The sequence below is a fragment of the Limimaricola litoreus genome (assembly GCF_024159025.1).
Lineage (GTDB): Bacteria > Pseudomonadota > Alphaproteobacteria > Rhodobacterales > Rhodobacteraceae > Limimaricola > Limimaricola litoreus.
Genome location: NZ_JAMYXC010000146.1, coordinates 1 through 4786 on the forward strand (window position 1 = coordinate 1; position 4786 = coordinate 4786).

Annotated in this window: 4 protein-coding genes; all 4 read left to right on the top strand. The window is 69.7% G+C overall.

Annotated elements, in window-relative coordinates:
• Positions 1 to 1210 (top strand): ABC transporter permease (locus NHG85_RS09780; RefSeq protein WP_253331911.1); only part of this gene is annotated, 1210 nt, incomplete at its 5' end.
• 2 nt (positions 1211 to 1212) lie between these two features.
• Positions 1213 to 2424, top strand: a complete 1212-nt coding sequence (locus NHG85_RS09785) for an efflux RND transporter periplasmic adaptor subunit (protein ID WP_253331913.1) — start codon at positions 1213 to 1215, stop codon at positions 2422 to 2424.
• A 209-nt stretch (positions 2425 to 2633) separates the two neighbouring features.
• Positions 2634 to 3143 (top strand): ATP-dependent metallopeptidase FtsH/Yme1/Tma family protein, encoded by a 510-nt coding sequence (locus NHG85_RS09790; RefSeq protein ID WP_253331915.1) that lies wholly within the window; start codon positions 2634 to 2636, stop codon positions 3141 to 3143.
• Positions 3140 to 4786: AAA family ATPase (locus NHG85_RS09795; RefSeq protein WP_253331916.1), on the top strand; the 1647-nt coding region annotated here is incomplete at its 3' end. The genes NHG85_RS09790 and NHG85_RS09795, both read left to right, overlap by 4 nt.

A 4786-nucleotide genomic window follows, 5' to 3' on the forward strand; every position in this document is an offset into this window, starting at 1 on the left:
GGCCGCCCGGCTCGACCCGGCGGTGGCAATGGCCCCGGCGCCGCGCTTCGAACATGGGCCGTTCGATCGGTTGATCGGGGCGCTGCGCCTGTCGCAGCCCGCGATGATGATCCTGCGCGGTCTGCTGCGCTGGCCGCTTCGGGCGGCGATGACGACGCTGGGGCTGGCCTTCGGTGTCGCGATCCTCGTGGCGTCCACCTTCTTGACGGATTCCCTCGACGAGGTGATCGACACCGCCTTCTTTCGGGCGAACCGCCAGCACGCAACCCTGATCCTCGCGAACGAAGCGCCGATCGGGGTTGCGCTTGCCGCGCGCGACCTGCCCGGCGTGCTGGCGGTCGAGCCGCAGTTCGACCTGTCCGTGACCCTGCGCCACGGGCCCCGATCCAAGCGCCTCGCGATCACGGCGCGCCCGCCGGGGGGTGATCTTGCCCGCGCCCTCGACGCGCAGGGCCGTGTCGTCGAGATCCCGCGCACCGGGCTCTTGCTGTCGCGGCATCTCGCCGATCAGCTCGGCGTGGAGCGCGGCGACAGCCTGCGCGTCGAGGTCGAGCAGGATCGCGGCCACGGGTTCGACGAGATCGTCACCGCCGTGACGACCCAGTATCTCGGCCTCGGGGCCTACATGGATCTCGATGCCCTCGCCGCGCGGCTCGATGAGGCACCGCGCGCGACCGCGCTGCACCTCGCGCTCGATCCGGCCGAACTCCCCGGCTTTCATGCCGCGATCAAGACGCTGCCCGAGATCGCCTCCTCGGTGCTGCTGACCGAGATCCGCGACAGCTTTCGCGGCACCATTTCCGAGAACATCCGGCGCAACACGATCCTGTTTCTCACCATCTCGGTCCTGATCACCTCGGGCGTCGCCTATAACGGCGCGCGCATCCAATTGTCCGAGCGCGCGCGCGAATTGGCGAGCCTGCGGATCCTCGGCTTCATGCGGATCGAAGCCTCGTCGATCCTGCTGGGCGAGACGGCGGTGCTGGCGCTCTTGGCGCAGCCGGTCGGCTGGGCGATCGGCGCGTGGATTTCCTCGGCCATGGTGGCGGGTTTCGACAGCGACCTCTACCGCATCCCGCTGGTGCTGAAGGCGGCGAATTTCGCGACGGCGAGCCTCGTGACGCTCGCCGTCACCTTGGCCTCGGCGCTGCTCGTGCGTCGACGCTTCGACCGGGCGGACATCGTCGCCGTCCTCAAGACGAGGGAATGACCATGACCCGTCGCAACCGTCTCATCTTGCTGCTCGGCCTCGCGGGGCTGGCCCTTGCCACGCTGACCTGGGTCGCGGTCCGCCCGGTGCCGGTCACCGCCGATCTGGCGCAGGTCACGCGCGGGCCGATGGAGGTGACCGTGGAGGTCGATGGCGAGGCCCGGGTTCGCGAGACCTGGGAGGTGTCCTCGCCCTTCACCGGGACCGCGATGCGCTCGCCCGTGCGGGTGGGAGATCCGGTCGTGCAGGGGGAGACGATCGTCGCCGTGGTGCAACCGATCGCGCCGGGACTGCTGGACCGGCGCAGCCGGCTTCAGGCCGAGGCGGCGGTGCATGAGGCGGAGGCCGGGCTCGCCGCCGCCGAAAGCCGCGTGCAGCAGGCGCTGCAGGATCTGGCTTATGGCAAATCGCAGTTCGACCGGGCGCAGGCGCTGGTCGAGCGCGGCGTCGCTACTTCGGTCCGGCTCGAGGATGCGGCGCAGGCGCTCAAGCTTCGGGAGGCCGCGCGCGACGCCGCCATATCGGCGCGCGCGCTCGCCCAAAGCAGCCTGGAGCGCGCGAAGGCGGCCCTGGTCGGGCCAGACGAGGACGAAGACGATGCCTCGGCCTGCTGCGTCGAGATCCGTGCCCCGGCGAGCGGGGTGGTCATGGCGATCGATCGGCGAAGCGAAGGCCCTGTCACCACCGGCGAGCGGCTTCTCAGCATCGGCGATCCAAACGATCTCGAGATCGTCGCCGACCTGTTGTCGCGCGATGCGGTGCGCATTCCCGAAGGCGCGCCCGCCCGCGTGGATCGGTGGGGCGGCGCGGGCGGTCTGGACGCGCGGCTGCGGCGGATTGTTCCCCTGGCGCATACGGTGGTCTCCTCGCTCGGGATCGAGGAGCAGCGGGTCGAGGCGATCTTCGATCTGGCCGAACCCCTGCCGGAGGGGGCGCGGCTTGGCGATGGCTACGCGGTGCGGCTGGCGATCATCTACTGGCAGGCGCCGAACGTGCTGCAGGTGCCGGTCGGCGCGCTGTTCCGCGATGGCCCCGGCTGGGCGGTCTTCGCGCTGCGGGACGGGCGCGCAGCACGAATGGGCGTGGAGATCGGCCAAAGGAACGATCGCGTCGCGCAGGTGCTGGAGGGGCCGGCCGAGGGCGATGTCGTCGTTGTGCATCCCGGGGAGAAGGTGTCGCAGGGCGTGTCGATCGAAGAGGCCCTGCGCGAATGACGGCGGACCGGGGGCGGTGCGGCCCATGGCAGGACGGCGCATCGCTTCGATCGGGCAAGGCGCATGGAAGAGATTTTCGCCCGCTAGGCCGCATCAGCTTTCGTACCCCCCAACCGCGAGCTGACCGCGTTTGACCTGCATCAATCCGCCCCGGCGCCCGATCCCCGATAGTAGGGCCGACGCGCCAGATGACACGGAAGGGGACGGAGATGCCGGACGATACGGGACACTCGCCGACGCCGGATCCTCCGTGGTCCGCCTTCGGCCAATGGAAATGGGTGGTGGCGTTCTGGCTCCTGATCGGGCTGGGTTCGCTCTGGTTCCTGCCGCCGCAGGAATTGCAGGTCGTGTCCTACAGCGCTCTCAAGCAGATGATCCGTGATGGCGCGGTCGTCAGCGCCGAATTGCAGGACCATGCGATCACCGTCGGCACCCGAGCGCCCGGTGGCGCCGATCCCGTCCGATATCAGGCGGTGACGCCCGTTCAGGCGGACCCGGACCTGTTGCCGCTGCTCGAAAGCGAGGGGGTCGAGATCACCGCGACGAAGCCGCAGGGGATCTCGATCCTGAGCTACCTGCTGCCTTGGGCGGTCATCTTGGGCATCTATTTCTGGTTCCAGCGCCGCATGATGGGCCGCATTGCGGGCGGTCTGGGACCGGGGACCGGCGCGCTGCTGGGGGGCGTTTCGCAAAGCCAAGCACACCCGCCCGGAAGGTGACCTTCGCGGATGTCGCCGGTCAGGATCAGGCCAAGCGCGAGGTCTCCGAGCTTGTCGAATTCCTGCGCGATACCGAACGCTTCCAGAGGGTGGGGGCCGAGGTTCCGCATGGCGTGCTGCTCGTCGGGCCGCCGGGGACGGGCAAGACATTGATGGCGCAGGCCCTTGCCGGGGAAGCCGAGGTGCCCTTTTTCTCCACCTCAGGCTCCGAATTCATCGAGATCTATGTCGGTGTCGGTGTCGGGGCGGGCCGGGTGCGCAAGATGTTCGAGGCAGCGAGACAGGCGGCCCCCGCCATTATCTTCATCGACGAGCTCGACTGCATCGGCCGGACCCGCGGCACCGGGGTCGGGGGCGGGCATGACGAGCGCGAGCAGACGCTCAACCAGATCCTCGCCGAAATGGACGGCTTTGGCGGGCGCGAGGCGGTGGTGGTGCTCGCCGCGACGAACCGCCCCGACGTCCTCGACCCGGCGCTGCTGCGGCCCGGGCGGTTCGACCGGCACGTGACGCTGGAGCTGCCCGACCGCACGGCGCGGCGCGCAATCCTCGACGTTCATGCGAAGACCCTGCCGCTGAAGAGCGCCCCCGATCTCGACCTGACCGCCGCAGGCACTCCGGGTTTCTCGGGCGCCGATCTCAAGAACCTTCTGAACGAGGCCGCGATCAACGCGGCGCGGCGCGGCGGCGCCTTCATCCGGCGGGCCGATCTGGACGACGCGCGCGACAAGATCATGATGGGCACGCTGCGGTCGTTGGCGATCCGGCCGGATGAGCGCCACCGGCTGGCGGTTCACGAGGCCGGTCATACCGCCGTGGCCTTTCACACCGCCGATGCCGATCCGCTCTACAAGGTGACCATCATTCCGCGCGGGCGCACGCTTGGCGGCACGCATATGATGAGGGAAACCGAACGGCACACGCTCGACGAGCCGTATCTTCGTGCGCAGCTCGCGACGCTGCTGGCCGGGCGCGCCGCCGAGAAGCTGCTGATCGGAACGGTCAGCTCCGGTGCCGACGACGATATCCGCCGGGCTACGATGCTGGCCCGGTCCATGGTGGCGCGCTGGGGCATGACGACAGAGCTGGGCCCGATCGACCTGCGCCAGAGCGAGGACCAGCCCTTCATCGGCCAGTCCATCGCGCAACCACGCAACCATGCGGATGAGACGGCGGGGCAGGTCGATCAGGCGCGCCTCGCCGAGGCCGCGCAGATGGTCTCCTCGCTGATCTCGGACCGACGCATCGATGTGGTTTCGGCGGGGCCGCTGGCGCTCGATCTGCCTGCACTGTCGTCGCAGGCGGACTATTCGCGCCAGCTGTCCTGCCAGATCTGGTCGCTCGACGGCGCGCTTCTGGGTGCGTCGGCCAGCGCGCCCTCGGGCCGGCTCGCGGCCGAGCAGCAGGGATTTTCCGACAGCCTCGTCGATGGCGAGGCCTGGCGCGTCTACACCATGGTGAACGAGGGTCCGGGCCTTCGGGTGATGGTCGGCGACCGGCTCACCGTGTGCGAGCGATTGGTCGCAGATGTGGCGCGCGGGCTGCTGCTGCCGGCGCTGGCGATCCTGCCGGTGCTGGCAGCGCTGATCTGGATCAGCGTCGGGCGCGGCCTCGCGCCGCTCGACCGGATGGCGCGGGCGCTC

What these genes read in the sequence shown, in the direction of transcription:
- NHG85_RS09790 (WP_253331915.1), top strand. Translation starts at nt 2,634, where the DNA reads ATGCCGGACGATACGGGACACTCGCCGACGCCGGATCCTCCGTGGTCC.
- NHG85_RS09785 (WP_253331913.1), top strand. Translation starts at nt 1,213, where the DNA reads ATGACCCGTCGCAACCGTCTCATCTTGCTGCTCGGCCTCGCGGGGCTG.